Here is a 15681-nt window from a genome sequence, read left to right on the forward strand (position 1 = left end):
TCTTACAAGAACTACTGAATAACCATCAAAATTTTTTCTTTTCTTAAACTTATCCTTGTAGTATCCTAAGAGAATTCGATTGCATTCAAAGATAAAAAAGATAATAGGCAAAGTATATAGAGATGGAACTGTTGTAATGAATGTTTGGTGAGTATAACCATCAGGAATAACCGAAGTAATATAAGGCACCGAAAAACCCATGAAAGGAACAAGCAACACCCTAAACCAAAAATCATTCCCTAGATGTAAAAATCTTAACTTCATAAAAACTATTTCCAGCGAGAAAAAATCAAATCTAAGCTCAACACAAATTTTTGCCAATAAACAGCGATTTTGTTTATCGGTTAAATATGGATGCTTATCTATAATTAATGGAGATTCATCGGAAAAATCACAGTCATTCGTCAATTGAAAATGATTGTAACATTTAAGTAAATCAAATACTCGCTTTCAATTTAAAAAATATCATTGTATAAAGCAAATTTAGAGGGGCATAATAATTTTATAATGCTTAAATTTGCAAGACGAATAAACTACATTTTGTATGCAAAAAAAGAAAGCTGTTTTATTGGTAAATCTCGGCACTCCAGACAGCCCAAAAACAAGTGATGTAAGAAGTTATCTTTTCCAATTTTTAAATGACAAAAGAGTAATTGATATTCCTTGGTTACTAAGAAAAATTCTTGTCAATGGCATTATCGTTCCTTTCAGAGCGCCAAAGTCTGCAAAGGTATACAAAGAGTTATGGACAGACAGGGGTTCACCAATCATCTATCATACCGAAGACTTGACGAATAAACTAAAACAAGAACTAGGAGATGGTTATCACGTAGAATATGCCATGAGATATAAAAACCCTTCTCTTAAAAAGACCCTCAAGAGCTGGGAAGGTAAAAACTTTGAACAAATCATCATCTTACCCCTATTTCCCCACTATGCTTCTGCCACAAATGGTTCAGTTATAGAGGAGTCAATGAACGTTTTTAAAAAATGGTGGGTTATTCCAGAAATCAGTTTTGTCTCTCAATTTTATGATCACGAATTTTATTTGAAAGGTTTTGAAGAGCAAGGCAACAAACATAACTTTGAAGAATACGATCACGTATTGTTTAGTTTTCATGGTTTGCCAGAACGTCATGTGGATAAAGTTTATGATGAGGGCTTATGCCAAGACAACGAATGCGAACAAGGCGTTACAGAGGCAAATCAATTTTGCTATAAAGCGACCTGCTACGAAACAGCTATTCAACTTGCCAAACGCTTTAATCTCAAAGAATCTGACTACAGCGTAGGCTTTCAATCAAGACTAGGCAGAGGGTGGATAGAGCCTTTTTCTGATAAGATTATTGAAGATTTAGCTAAGAAAGGTGCTAAAAAATTACTTGTTTTCTCACCAGCATTTGTTGCAGACTGTCTGGAAACAACAATAGAAATCGGTGATGAATATCAAGAGCTATTCGAAGAATTTGGAGGTGAAAAGGTGCAACTCGTAGAGAGCCTAAACTCTTCAGACACTTTTGTAAATGGTCTGAAAGAAATGATTTTGAAACGAAGTATTTAATCAATGATAGACTCATTTTATAGCATCGGAATTAGTCACTGGAATTGCCCTCTTGAAATTAGAGAAAGGTTCGGAATTGACAAACAACAATCCATTGATTTCATCAAGGAATTGAAATCTCTTGGAGGTTCAGCCTTTAGTGTATCGACCTGCAACCGTACACAGGTATTTGCTCATAACATAAACGTCCATCAGCTCAAAGAAAAGTTTATAAAACATAGTGGAAACCAAACTGATAATTTTGAAAAATATGGCTTTGTTCTTGAAGACCATGAAGCAATTCAAAATTTATTTGAAGTAAGTACTGGTATAGATTCTCAAATATTAGGCGATTTACAAATCTTTTCACAAGTAAAAGAAGGGGTTGACTTAGCAAAAAATAATGGCTGTATAAACAGCCATATGGACAGGCTATTGCAATTTGTATTTCAAGCAAATAAAGAAGTTCAATCATTTACTACAATAAGCAAAGGAGCAGCATCAGTAGCCCATGCTGCCGTACTTAAAATCAGACAAAAAACAGAACACCTACAAAAGAAAAAAATATTAGTTTTTGGTACTGGAGAGATTGGTCAGCGAACATTAGAAAACTTAAACAGTCAAACTAAAGCAGAAATTACAATTATCAACAGAACTGAAGAAAAAGCTAAGGAATTAGCTGAAGTTTTAAAGGTTAATTATGCTCCACTTGAACAACTTAGTCAAGAAATTTCCAAGTCCGATGTAATTGTAGTAGCTACTGCATCCAAAAGCTATACCCTTACGAGTGAACACATTAGCAATTTGAGTTCAGAAAGCCTATTTATAGATCTTTCTGTTCCAAGAAATATTGATCCTGAAATTTCTTCAAACAAAAATGTTGAGTTAGTAGATATGGATCAACTTAATTCTGAGGCAGACAAAACTCTCGAAAAAAGAAAAAAAGATATCCCAAAAGCAAAGACCATAATCAATTTATACAAATTAGAATTTGAAGATTGGTCTAAGCTACATACACTTGGACCAACAATCAAAAATCTGAAGCTTTCATTTGAGGATATAAAAAACTCAGAAATAGAGAAATACAAAGGGCAATATCAAAAAGATGAATTAGAACGTATAAAGCCTTTGATAGATAGTATCGTCAAAAAAATCTCTAGCAAAAACATAGAATATCTCCGCAAGAGATATCGCATTGATGAAGAAATACTAGAAGTCATGCGTGAAATGTATAAAATCAACTAGATGCATATAAAAATTGGCAGTCGTAAAAGTAAATTAGCTCTTTGGCAAACAAATCATGTTGCCGAAAGACTTTCGCAACTTGGGCATACTTATGAGCTTATACTCATTGAGTCAGAAGGCGACAAAGTCCTTGATACACCACTACCACTTATGGGAGGAAAAGGTGTTTTTACTAAGGCTTTAGATGAAGTGATTTTAAACAAAACTATCGACATAGCCGTACACTCATTCAAAGATGTGCCTACCGATTTAGAAGCTAATTTGGAAATTTGCGCCATACTGAAAAGAGAAAATCCTAGCGACGCTTTAATTAGCCGAAAAGGTTTAGATTTTTTAAACAAGGAATCCGCAATTATTGCAACGAGTAGTAATAGAAGAAAAGCTCAATGGCTGAGTAAATACCCACATCACACTATGGTGGATATTAGAGGTAATGTACCCACCAGAATTCAAAAACTAAAAGACAGCCCATGGGATGCCACAATTTTGGCTAGCGCAGGACTTATTCGACTAGGACTAGAAAACGAGATTGACAAAGAAATAGATTGGATGTTATCAGCACCGGCACAAGGTGCAGTAGCCATCGTTTGTTACTCGCAAAATGAAGCAATTAAAGAGATTATCTCTGAGCTTAACGACAAAGACACCGCTATTTGCACAACTACTGAAAGATCTTTCCTAAATGCACTAAGCGGTGGCTGTTCCGCTCCTGTCGGTGCATATGTTACTATTTCAAAAAACACCCTGTTTTTTAATGGCATCGTCCTCAGCACTGACGGTAAGGAGAAAATTGAAATATCTTTAGAAGATAAAGTAGAAAATGCAAAAAAATTAGGTCAAAAAGCTGCAGATATTGCTCTATCAAAAGGCGCACTAAAACTGATTGAATCAGCAAAGGATGAAAAATACAGCTAAACATCTTCTTTTTCTTAATGATTTATCAAAGCAAACACTTGAGAAATTAAATTATGACAAATCCATCAAAGTAACTGCTCAACCACTAATAAAAACCTCAGCAATTGCTTTTAATCACAATGATTTAGATGTAATGAAAACATGGGTTTTCACTAGTAGAAAAGCTGTAGAAACATTAATAGAAAACAATATTTCTTTTTCAAAGAAAAGTTACGCTATTGGTCAAAAGACTGCCGATTTAATTCCTTCAGCAATTACCCCACAAAAAGCTTCTGCGATTGATTTAGCCGAACTCATTATCAAGTCACAAGAAAAAGAAGTGATTTTTATTTGTGGGAACAAAAGACGTGACGACCTACCATCAAAATTGCTATCCCATGGAATTAAAGTTAAAGAAGTCACCGTATATCAGACTGAAAATCTTAATAAAACCGTAAATTTGCAGGGCATTGACGGATTAGCTTTTATGAGTCCAAGTGCTGTTCATTCATTAGCTCAAAACGGCGGCTTTAACAATTTACCCTGTTTTGCAATTGGCACAACAACAGCAAAAGCACTAAAAGATGAAGGTCAAAAATGTATGATTAGTAAAACTACAAATGCCGAAAGCTTAGTAGATATCGCAAAACACTATTTAAAATAAATGAAACATAATTTTCCAGAACTACAGAACGATTTATTACTGAGAGCATTGAATGGTGAAAATGTTGAAAGACCACCTGTATGGATGATGCGACAAGCTGGTCGTTTTCTACCAGACTACCGTATTTTGAGAGAGAAATATTCTTTCTTCGAGCGTTGTGAAACACCAGAGCTAGTATCAGAAATCACAATCATGCCTATCGATCAAGTAGGTACTGATGCAGCGATATTGTTTTCTGACATTCTTGTTGTACCACAAGCATTGGGTTATGAAGTACAAATGATAGCCGGAAAAGGTCCATTTCTACCACAAACAGTAAATAACCTCAAAGACGCTCAGGCTATTGAAGTTCCTAATGTACACGAAAAGTTAGGCTATGTTATGGATGCTGTAACTCTAACCAGAAAAGACCTAAATGGAAAAGTGCCTCTTATTGGTTTTGCAGGAGCTCCATTTACCATATTATGCTACATGGTACAAGGCCAGGGTTCTAAGGATTTTTCTCAAGCCAAAGCTTTTTGCCACGCTGAAAGAGATGCTGCACACCTCTTACTTCAAAAAATTACAGATACAACAATAGCCTACCTAAACGCACAAATTCAAGCTGGTGCACAGGCTGTTCAAATATTTGATTCATGGGCTGGTCTGTTGTCGCCCAAAGATTTCCAAGAATTTGCTCTTCCCTACATTAAACAAATAGTAGATAATATTAGTGGTGCGCCAACAATAGTATTTGCAAAAGGCGCATGGTATGCTATCAAAGACCTAGTTAACTTAGGCTCAAATGCCATAGGCGTTGATTGGGCATTAACTCCACAAGAGGCTAGAAAATTAGCTGGTCCAAATATTACATTACAAGGAAACTTCGACCCAGCATGGTTATTTGCTCCACATGATGAAATAGAACGATTAGCTAAAGAGATGGTCGATGGATTTGGTAAAAATAAATACATTGCTAACCTTGGACATGGAATACTTCCAAATGTGCCAGTGGAAAACGCTAAAGTGTTTATAAACGCAATAAAAAACTATTCCGCCTAATGCCAACTAAAGAAATATTCGAAGCTCATATTTTTGATTTGCAAAATCGAATATGTAATGGCTTAGAACAATCTGATGGATTAGGTAGGTTTGTTGAAGATAAATGGGAAAGAGAAGGTGGTGGAGGTGGCAAAACCCGTATTCTCAATAATGGAAAAGTCATCGAAAAAGGTGGTGTAAATGTATCTGTTGTTCACGGCGATTTACCTCAACTATTCAAAGAAAAATTTAAAGTTGATGAAGCTACATTTTACGCCTGTGGTCTATCATTGGTTATTCACCCAATTAGTCCTAAAGTACCTACAGTACACGCTAATTGGCGGTATTTTGAGATGTACGACCAATCGGGTGCAATAAAAACAGCCTGGTTCGGTGGTGGCACAGATCTTACTCCCTACTACCTTGACGAAAATGATGCTGTACATTTTCATCAAATTAATAAAAGTGTTTGTGACAAGTACGATACAAGTTATTACCCTAGATTTAAAAAAGAATGCGACACTTATTTCTACAACTCGCACAGAGATGAATGCAGAGGTATAGGAGGTATTTTCTTCGATTATCAAAAAGAAGACGAGCACACCACTATGGAAGAAATCATGAATTTCAGCATAGACTCAGGTAATGCCTTTTTAGACGCATACTTACCCATAGTAGAAAAACATAAAAACGAAAGTTACAGCGAAAAAGAAAAAGTTTGGCAAGAGATACGTAGAGGTCGATATGTTGAATTTAACTTATTACATGATAGAGGTACCCATTTCGGCATTAAGACAAAAGGAAGAACAGAATCTATACTTATGAGCTTACCCTCTACCGTAAGGTGGGAATACAACCATCAGCCTGAAAAAAATAGTCCAGAAGAAAAACTAATTGAAGTATTAAAAAATCCCAAAGATTGGATCTAATTCAAATACTATGTTTCCAGAAAATAGAAATAGACGATTGAGAAAAAATAGTGCCATAAGAGAAATGGTACAAGAAAACAGACTTCACCCTAGCAATTTTATTGTTCCACTTTTCTTTATGGAAGGAGAAAATAAAAAAGAAGAAATAGCCTCTATGCCGGGCTATTTTCGCTATACATTAGACTTACTAATCAAAGAGGCTAAAGACTGTTATGAATTAGGCATACGTTCGGCCCTACTCTTTGCTAAAATTGAAGACTCTCTCAAAGATAATGAAGGCAAAGAAGCCATAAACACAGATGGGTTAATGCAAAGAGCAATTCGACTTCTTAAATCTGAAGTGCCAATGATGTATCTTATGAGTGACGTTGCTCTAGACCCCTACTCTATGCACGGTCACGATGGTATTGTTGATGGTCAAGAAATAGTCAATGACCAAACCATTGAAGTTCTAGCAGAAATGGCCTTAACACACGCCGAAGCAGGTGTTGATATGGTTGCTCCATCTGACATGATGGACGGACGTATTGGTGCGATAAGAGAAAAACTAGAGGATGAAGGATATCCTAATGTTGGTATAATGTCCTATAGCGTAAAATACGCTTCATCATTTTACGGACCTTTCAGAGATGCTTTAGACTCAGCACCAGGTTTTGGAGACAAAAAAACCTATCAGATGAATTCAGCAAATGCATCAGAAGCTATGGCAGAGGTAGATAACGATATTGATGAAGGTGCTGATATTATAATGGTTAAGCCAGGTATGCCTTATTTGGATATGGTTAAACAAATCAGCAATCAATTTGATGTGCCTGTAAGTGTTTATCAAGTATCGGGCGAATACGCTATGATAAAAGCAGCTAGCCAAAAAGGTTGGCTAGACCACGAAAAAGTCATGATGGAATCGCTAATAGGTTTCAAAAGAGCAGGAGCAAAACTCATTGCTACCTACTTTGCTAAAGAAGCCGCTAAACTTTTAAATAATGAATAAAAGCGAATTACTCTTTGAAAGAGCACAATTATATATACCAGGTGGGGTAAACTCACCAGTGAGAGCTTTTCGATCTGTTGGTGGCACTCCTTTATTTTTCAAATCAGCTAAAGGATCTATTCTCACAGATGTTGATGGAAAAGAGTACATAGACTATATCGGTTCTTGGGGACCAATGATTTTAGGACACTGTCACGATCCCATAGTAAAAACGCTAAAAGAAGCTACTAATAACACCACCTCATTTGGTGCACCAACAGAATTAGAAGCTGATATTGCAGAACTGATTTGTGACATGGTTCCAGCTGTTGAAAAAGTTAGAATGACTAATTCAGGAACAGAAGCGTGTATGAGTGCCATTCGTGTAGCACGAGGATATACCAACAAAGAAAAGTTTATCAAATTTGAAGGTAATTATCACGGACATGCTGATGCTTTTCTAATAAAAGCTGGAAGTGGGGCTATTACTTTAGGTGTACCTAATAGTCCAGGCGTAACTAAAGGGACGGCTCAAGACACCCTACTCGCTCCTTATAATGACTTGAAAGCTGTAGAAAAAATTATAGAACAAAACCCAAACGAAATAGCTGCCATAATACTTGAGCCAGTAGCAGGCAATATGGGTTGTATCCCTCCTAAAAAAGGCTTTTTAGAAGGTTTGAGAGATTTATGCGATCAACACCAAATCGTCCTCATTTTTGATGAGGTAATGACAGGTTTCAGATTAGCCAAAGGTGGAGCAAGTGAATACTACAGCGTAACGCCAGATATGGTAACCCTTGGCAAAATAATTGGAGGTGGCTTGCCTGTAGGAGCGTTTGGGGGTAAAAAAGAAATTATGAATATGGTCGCCCCTGTTGGACCGGTATATCAAGCCGGAACATTAAGTGGTAATCCTATTGCTATGGGTTGTGGTTACACGCTACTCAAAGAGTTAAATGAAAACCCAGATATTTATAAACTATTAGAAGAAAACACAGCATACTTTGAAAAAGAATTAAGACGAGTTTTTGAAAATAAAAAACTAAGCTATACAATAAACAGAGTCGGCTCAATGATCAGTTTTCATTTTGATGTTAAAAAAGTAAATAACTTTGATGATGCCTGTCAAGCTAATGCCGATTTTTTCAAAAAGCTGTTTCATGGTGTGTTACAAAGAGGTGTCTATTTTGCCCCCTCTGCCTTCGAAACTTTATTTTTATCAACCACACACACCAAAGAATTGCTGGATGAAACTATAGTAGCAATCGAACAAACATTAGAAGAATTACTTTAATTATATTTACACAAAATTAAGCGATGAGCAGTCTGAGAGATAAATACGAACTAGTTGTTGGACTAGAAGTTCATGCACAGCTTTCTACTAATACAAAAGCCTATTGTAACGATTCTACGGAATATGGTGCTGGACCAAATACTCAAACTAGCCCCGTTACATTGGGACACCCTGGCACCCTACCCAAAAGCAACAAAAAAGTTATTGAATACGCAGTAAAGATGGGTATTGCTTGTGGCTCATCAATTAGAGAACGTAATGAATATGCTCGTAAAAATTACTTCTACCCTGATTTACCAAAAGGATATCAAATTACTCAAGACACAACCCCAATATGTAACGGCGGTAGTATAAATGTTAAAGATGCTGAAGGTAATAACAAAACAATTAACATCACCCGAATACATATGGAGGAAGATGCAGGTAAAAGTATCCACGACCTTGACCCTTTCAATTCATTAGTAGATTTAAATAGAGCTGGCGTAGCTCTTATTGAAATAGTTTCTGAACCCGATATTCGTTCTTCAGATGAAGCTTACCAATACCTTGCTGAAGTCAGAAAACTCGTTCGCTATTTGGATATTTGCGATGGTAATTTGGAAGAAGGTAGCTTGAGATGTGATGCTAATATTTCGGTTATGCTCAAAGGAAGTAAAACCTTTGGCAATAGAGCCGAAGTAAAAAATATGAACTCTTTAAGAAATGTTAAAAGAGCCATTGAACACGAGATGGATCGTCAGATAGACATTTTGGAAAATGGCGGTGTAGTCGAGCAACAAACACGAAGTTTTAATGCCAATACAGGAACAACATCTTTAATGAGAAGCAAAGAAGATGCCAACGATTATAGGTATTTTCCTGAACCAGATTTACAACCAATAATGGTTACCCAAGATTATATTGAGGAAATCAAAAGCACCCTACCTCCATTGCCAAAAGAGTTATTTTCAAAATTCACTAACGAATTTGGTCTTTCCGAATACGATACCAATGTTATTATTGAAGAGAAAGAAATCGCATTGTACTTTAATGATTTATGTCAACACACAAAAAATTACAAAGCAGCAGCCAATTTTGTAAATGGTAGTGTTAAGTCCTACCTCAATGAAAATGCTATCGAAATGAGTCAATTTAGCATATCTGCTAAACGACTATCCCAACTAATAAAAATGGTTGATGATGGTAAAATAAGTAACTCTGTAGCGACACAAAAAGTCTTTGGCAAACTTCTTGAAAATGATTTGTCGCCAGAAGAAATCGCCAAGGAAAACAATTGGATTCAAGAAAGTAACACCGATACTTTACAAGCTTTTGTTCAACAAGCACTAGAAAAATACCCCGAAAAGGTTGAAGAATATAAAGGTGGTAAAAAAGGACTTATTGGTCTGTTTATGGGTGAAGTTATGAAACTATCTAGGGGAAAAGCAGACCCAAAAGTAGCTAACCAACTCGTAAGAGAAGCATTAGAAGAATAAGCAATGATTAAGAATTTAATACTATTTCTAAGCATAGCCATCTTATCTGCATGTTCTGTAATTGACGATACCGTAAGCGGGACTATTACAAATGCAAAAGATGGAGAATGGGTGTTTTTGGAAAAACTATCTCTTAAAGATATTCAAAAAGTAGATTCATGTCAAATCAATAACGAAAGCTTCTCATTTCAATATAGAGCCGATTCCATAAACTTTTATCGTATATCACTTTCTGATAAAAACTATGCTTTGATAGCCTTGCAATTAGGAGACACTATTGTATTTAATGCCGATGCTTCAAATCTAGTTAACTTTAACGCAAGTGGATCTGCAGAAGTGGAAGGTAATGAAAGATTAGTTGAAATTATAAACTCTATTCAGCCAAAAACGGATTCATTAAGAATCATTTATCAAAAGTCTGTTGGTACGGTTGAAGAAGAAATAGTACTGGAAAGAATACGAGAAAAATACGACGATATCATGCTTCAACAAAAAGAAGACATCAAACTATTTATCGATAATAACACCAATTTATTCATTAACCTTATCGCTTTACAGCAGTTAGGTGATGTCGCTGAAAATTTTGAGTATTATAAAAAAGTATCTACAAAATTAGACTCCATATATCCAGATAATTTATGGATAAAGGATGTAAAAGATAAAGTCTTAAGTGAGCAAAACACGGCTATTGGCGTACAAGCACCTAACTTTTCTATTAAAGATAGTAATGGTCAACAATTTGAATTGTCCTCTTTGAGAGGTTCTTATGTACTTCTAGATTTTTGGGCTTCATGGTGTGTACCTTGCAGAAGAGAAAACCCATTAGTTGTTGAATTGTACAAAACTTATAATACAAAGGGCTTAGAAATTATAGGCATTTCACTAGATGATACAACACAAAAAATAGATGCTAAATCAGATTGGATAAAAGCTATTGAACAAGATGGTTTAGAATGGAGACAAGTCAGCGAATTACAAGGTTTTGAATCATCTGTTTGTGAAGAATATGGTATTTCAAGTATACCATCTACCTTTTTAATTGATAAAAACGGTGTAATCATTGCTCGTAATTTAAGAGGTACTATATTAGCTAATAAATTAAAAGAAATCTTTGAGTAAAATATATTTCGCATCAGACCTACATTTAGGCGTTCCTAACAAAGAAAAAAGTTTAGAACGTGAAAGACTCTTTGTACAATGGTTAAACGAAATTAAAGCTGATGCTGAAGCCATTTTTCTAGTAGGAGATATATTTGATTTTTGGTTTGAATACAAAAAAGCTGTTCCAAAAGGCTATGTACGTTTACTAGGTAAATTAGCCGAAATAAGCGACTCAGGTATCCCTATTCATATTTTTACTGGCAATCATGATATGTGGCTTTTTGACTATTTAGAAGAAGAGATAAACGCTACTATTTACAGAGAACCTATTGAAGTGTCTTTAAAAGGGAAGCGATTTTTTATTGGTCATGGCGATGGTTTAGGCCCTGGCGATAAAGGCTACAAAATCATTAAAAAAATATTTGAAAATAAGATATGTCAATGGCTATTTGAGAGAATTCATCCAAATTTAGGCATTTCAATAGCAGAATATTGGTCCAAGAAAAGCAGAATTGCAAACGGTCAAAAAGATGAAACCTATCATGGTGAAAAAGAGTGGTTAACCCAATTCTGCAAAGAAAAAAAGAAGACTATTGAAGTAGATTACTTTGTTTTTGGACACAGACATCTTCCATTAGAAGAAGACCTAGGTGATAACACCTCATATATCAATTTAGGAGAGTGGGTGAATTATAATAGCTATGCTGTTTTTGACGGAGAAAAATTAGAGCTTAAGCGTTACTAATTTTAGTAACCAAGTCAATCAATCGATTAGAATAACCCACTTCATTATCGTACCAGCCTACAACCTTTACCATTTTACCAATTACGGACGTTAATTGGGAATCAAAAACACAAGAGTGTTTATTGCCTAAAATATCAACAGAAACAATAGGGTCTTCTATAAAACTGAGAATTCCATTTAACGACCCTTTAGCTGAGTTCTTAAACAAATTGTTAATCTCAGCGACTGAAGTGTTTTTGCTCACTATACATGTAATATCTGTTAGTGAGCCATCAGGAACAGGTACTCTAATACCACAACCACCCATTTTACCAACCAATTCAGGAAAAATTTTTGTAATAGCTTTAGCAGCACCTGTTGTGGTAGGAACAATAGAGGTCGCTCCTGCTCTAGCTCTTCTTAAATCATTATGAGGTGAATCGTGTAATCTCTGATCCGTAGTATATGAATGAATAGTTGTGATATAAGCACTCTCAATACCCATATGATGATTTATTAATTGAATCATCGGAGCAGCACTATTTGTCGTACACGAAGCATTTGAAATGATTGTTTCAGTACCATCAATCAAATTATCGTTAACGCCCATAACAATAGTTTTAATACCACTATCTAATGGCGGTGCTGAAATGATAACCTTTTTTGCTCCAGCCTTTAAATGTTGAGATGCTAATTCTTTAGATTTAAATAGTCCAGTACATTCAATAACAATATCTATATTTAATTCATTCCAAGGTAATTTTTCAGGATTTGAAATTGAACTATAATGAATACTTTGATCGTTAACAATAATTGAATTTTCATTACAAGAAACTTGACCTTCAAACGTTCTGTGAATAGAATCATATTTAAAAAGGTGTGACATCGTTTTAGAAGAGGATAAATCATTAATCGCTACTACCTCAACATATGGATGATTTAAAACCGAACGAAGAAAGATTCTACCAATCCTTCCAAAACCATTTATTGCTACTCTTATTTTCATAAAGTATAGAAAAAAAAAGCTCTACTAAATGTAGAGCTTTTCCAAAAAGATTTACATCTTATTTTGTTTTAACAAATTTACCTAATTGTTTTCCAGCATCAGAATTGACAACTATAATGTAGTTACCCGTTTCAAAAGATGAAATATCAATTTTATTTGTTGATAAATTATCCGTGTTATACACTTCTTTACCCATTAAATCAATGATTTGAACATCGAAAATTCTTGCATCGGAGCTCATATCAATATTTATGAACGACTCAGCAGGGTTAGGATAGATTGATAGTAAATTAACATCAATCGTTTGGTCTGAAGTATAATCGAAAACAGAAGATGTATTACTAGATTTGAATAAACCACGTCCATGCGTACCTACATATATAACGCCTTTATTTACCCCTGGTAAGTATTGCTGACGTAACATATGACAAGGAACAATTGGTAAACCATCATCCTCTAGTGTCCAAGTACTACCATTTGTAGTAGACCAAACGCCAAATTCTGAACCAATAACAATGTTACTAGCATTGTTAACATCAATTACAGCCGAGTAAACTGGCATATCTGGCAGGTTACCTTGTATAGCAGTAAATGTAGGGTTATCAGACATAGCATTAGTTGACTTATAAACATGATCATGTGATCCGTATCCACCAACCGTTACTACAATATTATTTTTGTCGTTAGGATCTACTGCAACGTCAGTAACAGTATATTGGAAAGTGGTATTTAATTTAATTGTATTTACTACTGCATTAGGATTATCACCGTTAGGGTCATCGTTAGTATCACCAACATCTAAAAATTTATAGTTGTCTTTAATAGTGTCAACATTCAGGTTGAGATTATCTGTTCTGTAAAGGCTATTACCTACAGAGAAAAACATATTGTTTCCATCCGCAGTTACTGATATCCTTTCAATAGGAGAAGAATATCTTGGAGTCACTTGAAACCATCTTGGGGTAATACTAAAGTCTAAAGCTTGTTTAGTCATATAGACACAATAATCAGATCCCGATGTAGTAATTTCTGTTGTTGCTGCAAAGAACATACTTGTATCAATAGGGTTTCCATCTGCATCCACTTCTTCCCATAAATGCATAGGGTTTATGAAGGTAGCAAACAAACCATTATTGCCTTCATCATCAGCAGTTTCTTCTAAACCTGCAAGAGTGTCTCCGAGGAAGTTCTCAATAGTTCCGTTAGTTAATCCAGCATCAGCAGAACGTCTAGCTGTTCCATTTTGACTTTCTGAAAATATAACATCAGGATTAATGTATGAGATTTGAGTATAACCACCATCACCACCAGCGATTTCTATAGCGTTCTTTTCAGAAATATTATTGAAAAAACTAATGTATTGTGTACCGTTATCTTGAGTTCCACCAATTACTTTTCCATCTTTGGAGTAATCAACAGTATAAAACTGAGTAACACCGTATCCACGGTTCGCCGTTACAAAAGATTCAGCATTGTCATCAGATCTAGATACTCCGCCGTCATGTCCAAAGAAAATACGTCCAGGGTTGTTTTCATCAAATAATATTTCGTGATGATCAGCATGAACGTAGAAAGGTACAGATTCAGAAATTGCCCAATACGAAATAGGCTCTATACCAACACCGTATTCGTATTCCCATAAATCTAAACCACCTACAAGTATTCTATCTTTATTTTGAGGGTCAACAGCTATTGACATAGCATAATTAGCTTGTTGATTAAAAATATTGTAGGTTGGAGCAGTTGTTCCCGACCAACCTGGTAAAATCATTTCCCACGTTTCACCTTTGTCAGTAGAGCGGAAAATCCCTTTATATCTTCCTAAACCACCTTGATTTGAGAAAACAGCGTATATGTAATTTACATCTGAAGGAGATAAAGCCATTTCAATTCTTCCTGATCCACCACCAAAAGCAGCTCCTACAGAAGTAAGTTGGTTAAAACTTCCTGCAGTTCCATCTTCAGAATAAAAAATTGCGTTGGCAGTACTAGCAAATACAGAACCATCAATAGCTACCTCTACATCCAAAAATTCTGCTGCACTAACTACGCCTGCTTGCCAAGATTGACCTCCGTCAGTACTTACCTTGACACCTCGTCTTGTTGCAGCATATACAGTGTTAGGATCAGTCTTGTGTGCCGCCATTTCTGTAACAGATGCAAAATCAAAGCTAGAAGAAATAAGATTACTAGGAGCAGTAGATTCCAATTGAGTGAAAGTTATACCATCTGTAGATTTGTAGATACCCCCACCAATAAAAGCAGAAGCGCCATTAGACGCACCACCCATATTTGAAGTAGCTCCTTCGCCTGTTCCGAAATAAATATCACCATTGGTTGTTTGACATATACTTACTACACCAGAAAATTCGAGTTGATCTGTACCAGGAATAATTTTCCAAGACAAACCACCATTGGTCGACTTCCATAATCCACCAGAAACACCACCAGCGTAGATTAAATCAGAATTATCTTTATCAATAAGAATTGCACGAGTTCTACCCCCTACATTATCCGGCCCCATTTCTGTCCATAATAAAGTAGTATTAGAAGCAGCACTTCTTGAACCTTTTCTAGCTTGAACTTGCTCACGGGCTTTTAAAACAGCTTCGACTGGAATTTCTCCATCTGCATTAGCTTTTAAACGGTGTAAGTATTCCAATGCCCCTTTAGCACCATAAGTAGGTTCTGTGATTCTTTCATTAATAGGGATATAACTTTGTTTGTCTTGTTGAGAAATATCAACAAATAAGAAAGTTAAGAGAACTAATGAAATTGAAGATATGATAATATTTTTCATTCTTTATTGATTTAAT

General features: G+C 35.4%; 14 protein-coding genes. 11 read left to right on the forward strand and 3 right to left on the reverse strand.

The annotated features are described in order from the left end of the window. The coding region (locus P8I29_03910) for a hypothetical protein (GenBank protein ID MDG1916944.1) at positions 1-264 on the reverse strand (264 nt) is incomplete at its 3' end. Positions 265-544: 280 nt separating this feature from the next. Between P8I29_03910 and hemH the strand changes: the two genes are divergently transcribed. Genes hemH through P8I29_03965 form a run of 11 tightly spaced genes read left to right on the forward strand, consistent with a single transcriptional unit; the run spans position 545 to position 11880 of the window. Continuing rightward, positions 545-1561, forward strand: a complete 1017-nt coding sequence (gene hemH, locus P8I29_03915; GenBank protein MDG1916945.1) for a ferrochelatase — start codon at positions 545-547, stop codon at positions 1559-1561. A 3-nt stretch (positions 1562-1564) separates the two neighbouring features. After that, positions 1565-2785: a glutamyl-tRNA reductase gene (hemA, locus tag P8I29_03920; protein MDG1916946.1), complete on the forward strand. Its 1221-nt coding sequence runs from the start codon at positions 1565-1567 to the stop codon at positions 2783-2785. Continuing rightward, entirely contained in the window at positions 2786-3700 is a 915-nt protein-coding gene (hemC, locus tag P8I29_03925) for a hydroxymethylbilane synthase (GenBank protein ID MDG1916947.1), read from the forward strand. Further along, a complete protein-coding gene (locus P8I29_03930; GenBank protein ID MDG1916948.1) occupies positions 3684-4343 on the forward strand; it encodes a uroporphyrinogen-III synthase in 660 nt (219 codons plus the stop codon). Before hemC ends, P8I29_03930 begins: the two co-directional genes overlap by 17 nt. Next, on the forward strand, positions 4344-5384 hold the full coding sequence (gene hemE, locus P8I29_03935) for a uroporphyrinogen decarboxylase (GenBank protein ID MDG1916949.1): 1041 nt from the start codon (positions 4344-4346) through the stop codon (positions 5382-5384). Next, positions 5384-6292 (forward strand): oxygen-dependent coproporphyrinogen oxidase, encoded by a 909-nt coding sequence (gene hemF, locus P8I29_03940; protein MDG1916950.1) that lies wholly within the window; start codon positions 5384-5386, stop codon positions 6290-6292. Before hemE ends, hemF begins: the two co-directional genes overlap by 1 nt. 10 nt (positions 6293-6302) lie before the next feature. After that, on the forward strand, positions 6303-7283 hold the full coding sequence (gene hemB, locus P8I29_03945) for a porphobilinogen synthase (GenBank protein MDG1916951.1): 981 nt from the start codon (positions 6303-6305) through the stop codon (positions 7281-7283). Beyond that, complete coding sequence (hemL, locus tag P8I29_03950) at positions 7276-8559, forward strand: glutamate-1-semialdehyde 2,1-aminomutase (GenBank protein ID MDG1916952.1); 1284 nt, start codon at positions 7276-7278, stop codon at positions 8557-8559. Before hemB ends, hemL begins: the two co-directional genes overlap by 8 nt. A 23-nt stretch (positions 8560-8582) precedes the next feature. Further along, on the forward strand, positions 8583-10034 hold the full coding sequence (gene gatB, locus P8I29_03955; protein ID MDG1916953.1) for an Asp-tRNA(Asn)/Glu-tRNA(Gln) amidotransferase subunit GatB: 1452 nt from the start codon (positions 8583-8585) through the stop codon (positions 10032-10034). Between the two features lie 3 nt (positions 10035-10037). Further along, positions 10038-11153 carry a TlpA disulfide reductase family protein gene (locus tag P8I29_03960; GenBank protein ID MDG1916954.1) on the forward strand — a complete coding sequence of 372 codons (1116 nt, stop codon included), beginning with the start codon at positions 10038-10040 and terminating at the stop codon, positions 11151-11153. Further along, the gene (locus P8I29_03965; protein MDG1916955.1) at positions 11146-11880 is read left to right on the forward strand and encodes a UDP-2,3-diacylglucosamine diphosphatase; all 735 of its coding nucleotides are present in this window, start codon (positions 11146-11148) and stop codon (positions 11878-11880) included. Before P8I29_03960 ends, P8I29_03965 begins: the two co-directional genes overlap by 8 nt. On the opposite strand, the gene gap is transcribed toward P8I29_03965, so the two are convergent. Both gap and P8I29_03975 read right to left on the reverse strand, forming a co-directional pair. Continuing rightward, positions 11867-12865, reverse strand: coding sequence for a type I glyceraldehyde-3-phosphate dehydrogenase (gene gap / locus P8I29_03970; protein ID MDG1916956.1), 999 nt, complete (start codon positions 12863-12865; stop codon positions 11867-11869). The genes P8I29_03965 and gap overlap by 14 nt on opposite strands. A gap of 58 nt (positions 12866-12923) precedes the next feature. Next, positions 12924-15665, reverse strand: coding sequence for a T9SS type A sorting domain-containing protein (locus P8I29_03975; GenBank protein ID MDG1916957.1), 2742 nt, complete (start codon positions 15663-15665; stop codon positions 12924-12926). Positions 15666-15681: the final 16 nt, after the last annotated feature.

It is taken from the genome of Flavobacteriales bacterium (assembly GCA_029248105.1).
In the GTDB taxonomy this organism is placed as follows: Bacteria; Bacteroidota; Bacteroidia; order Flavobacteriales; family UBA7312; genus UBA8444.

Bases quoted from the DNA above. Each gene is read 5' to 3' on its own strand.
- hemH (MDG1916945.1), top strand. From the start codon at position 545: ATGCAAAAAAAGAAAGCTGTTTTATTGGTAAATCTCGGCACTCCAGAC.
- hemA (MDG1916946.1), top strand. From the start codon at position 1,565: ATGATAGACTCATTTTATAGCATCGGAATTAGTCACTGGAATTGCCCT.
- hemC (MDG1916947.1), top strand. From the start codon at position 2,786: ATGCATATAAAAATTGGCAGTCGTAAAAGTAAATTAGCTCTTTGGCAA.
- P8I29_03930 (MDG1916948.1), top strand. From the start codon at position 3,684: ATGAAAAATACAGCTAAACATCTTCTTTTTCTTAATGATTTATCAAAG.
- hemE (MDG1916949.1), top strand. From the start codon at position 4,344: ATGAAACATAATTTTCCAGAACTACAGAACGATTTATTACTGAGAGCA.
- hemF (MDG1916950.1), top strand. From the start codon at position 5,384: ATGCCAACTAAAGAAATATTCGAAGCTCATATTTTTGATTTGCAAAAT.
- hemB (MDG1916951.1), top strand. From the start codon at position 6,303: ATGTTTCCAGAAAATAGAAATAGACGATTGAGAAAAAATAGTGCCATA.
- hemL (MDG1916952.1), top strand. From the start codon at position 7,276: ATGAATAAAAGCGAATTACTCTTTGAAAGAGCACAATTATATATACCA.
- gatB (MDG1916953.1), top strand. From the start codon at position 8,583: ATGAGCAGTCTGAGAGATAAATACGAACTAGTTGTTGGACTAGAAGTT.
- P8I29_03960 (MDG1916954.1), top strand. From the start codon at position 10,038: ATGATTAAGAATTTAATACTATTTCTAAGCATAGCCATCTTATCTGCA.
- gap (MDG1916956.1), bottom strand. From the start codon at position 12,865: ATGAAAATAAGAGTAGCAATAAATGGTTTTGGAAGGATTGGTAGAATC.
- P8I29_03975 (MDG1916957.1), bottom strand. From the start codon at position 15,665: ATGAAAAATATTATCATATCTTCAATTTCATTAGTTCTCTTAACTTTC.